This is a genomic window from Mycobacterium sp. E136 (assembly GCF_001666865.1).
Classification (GTDB): Bacteria; Actinomycetota; Actinomycetes; order Mycobacteriales; family Mycobacteriaceae; genus Mycobacterium.
This window is the reverse complement of sequence record NZ_LZJE01000184.1, coordinates 1-1,478: the sequence shown is the minus strand read 5'-3', so window position 1 is coordinate 1,478 and position 1,478 is coordinate 1. Positions and strand designations below refer to the sequence as shown.

Here is a 1,478-nt window from a genome sequence, read left to right as displayed (position 1 = left end):
GGCATCGGCTTCACCTGGGAGCATCCCGCGCATCTTCTGCTGCGCCGGGCCCGCGCCAACGCGGTGCTGGTCGAACATCCGGACTCACTGCGAGACAGAGCTGCTCGCGCCGTACTTCAGGAGATCACGTCATGACCGACACACTCGAGGACTTCCGCGCCGAAGTGCGCGCGTTCATCGCCGAGCACGCCCCGGACATCCCGTACCGCGCCGGGGTGCGCAGCGCCGACAACGAAACCGAGTTCACGGCCCTGCAGCGGTGGACCGGTCAGCTGTACGAGGCCGGATACGTCGGCGCGGACTGGCCGGCCGAGTTCGGCGGCCGCGAGGACCGCACCTCCGGGCACGCGATCGTGGTGGCCGAGGAGTTGGCGCGAGCCCAGGTGCCCGGCGGCCAGAGCGGCAGCGTGCTGGCCGCCCGCGCTCTGATCGACTTCGGCACCGACGAGCAGCGCCGGCGTCACCTCCCGAAAATCCGGTCCGGAGAAGAATTCTGGTGTCAGCTGTTCAGCGAACCCGGGGCAGGCAGCGATCTGGCGTCGCTGCGCACCCGCGCGGTCCGCGACGGCGAGAACTACGTCATCGACGGCCAGAAGGTGTGGACCACCGACGGACACTGGGCGCGGTACGGCTACCTGTTGGCCCGAACCGATCCCGATGCCCCCAAGCACAAGGGCATCAGCGCGTTCATCCTCGACATGTCGGCGCCCGGCGTCAGCGTGCGACCGCTGCGGGAACTCACCGGGACATCGGACTTCAACGAGGTGTTCTTCGACTCGGTGACGGTGCCCGCCGACGCGATGATCGGGGACCCGGGCCAGGGGTGGCTGATCGCCAACTCGACGCTCGCACACGAACGCACGAATGTCGGCGCGGTGGTGGTGAAGCTGCGCGCCGCCCTCGACGGCCTCATCGACCTCGCTCGCCGGGTCGAGATCGACGGCCGCCCGGCCATCGAGAGCGACCGGGTGCGCGACCGGATCGGCGAGTTCAGCGCTCGGGTCGAGGCGCTGTCCGCGCTCACCGGCGCCAACCTCACCCGGTGGCTGCGCGATAAGGAACGCATGCACGACGCCGCGATGGGCAAGCTGATGTTCAGCGAACTCAACCTCGAGATCGCCGCATTCGCCGTCGAACTCGGTGGTGAGGCAGGCGTTCTCGTCGAGGGCGACGCCGCGGCCCTCGACGGCGGCCGCTGGCAGGACGAGTGGCTCTACGCCCGCGCGTTCACCATCGCCGGCGGCAGTTCGGAGATCATGCGCACCATGATCGCCGAACGCGGTCTCGGTTTGCCCCGGGACCGGCGGTGATCAGGCCGGAACCAGCGCAGCGCGGTGCTCGGCGACGCTGCCGTCGAACGCCTCGTCGACGCGGATGCGGCGCAGGAACAGGTGCAGGTCGTGCTCCCAGGTGAAGCCGATGCCCCCGTGTAGCTGCAGGGCGGTGCCGGCCACCTCGCTCGCGGCGTTCTTGGCGTA

General features: G+C 69.7%; 2 protein-coding genes. One reads left to right on the top strand and one right to left on the bottom strand.

The genetic code is table 11. The features are described from left to right. Positions 1–131: 131 nt before the first annotated feature. Positions 132–1,310 carry an acyl-CoA dehydrogenase family protein gene (locus A5698_RS12135; RefSeq protein WP_068296895.1) on the top strand — a complete coding sequence of 393 codons (1,179 nt, stop codon included), beginning with the start codon at positions 132–134 and terminating at the stop codon, positions 1,308–1,310. On the opposite strand, the gene A5698_RS27955 is transcribed toward A5698_RS12135, so the two are convergent. Then, positions 1,311–1,478 (bottom strand): acyl-CoA dehydrogenase family protein (locus A5698_RS27955; RefSeq protein ID WP_286144477.1); only part of this gene is annotated, 168 nt, incomplete at its 5' end. It lies immediately after the preceding gene.

What these genes read in the sequence shown, in the direction of transcription:
- A5698_RS12135 (WP_068296895.1), top strand. Translation starts at nt 132, where the DNA reads ATGACCGACACACTCGAGGACTTCCGCGCCGAAGTGCGCGCGTTCATC.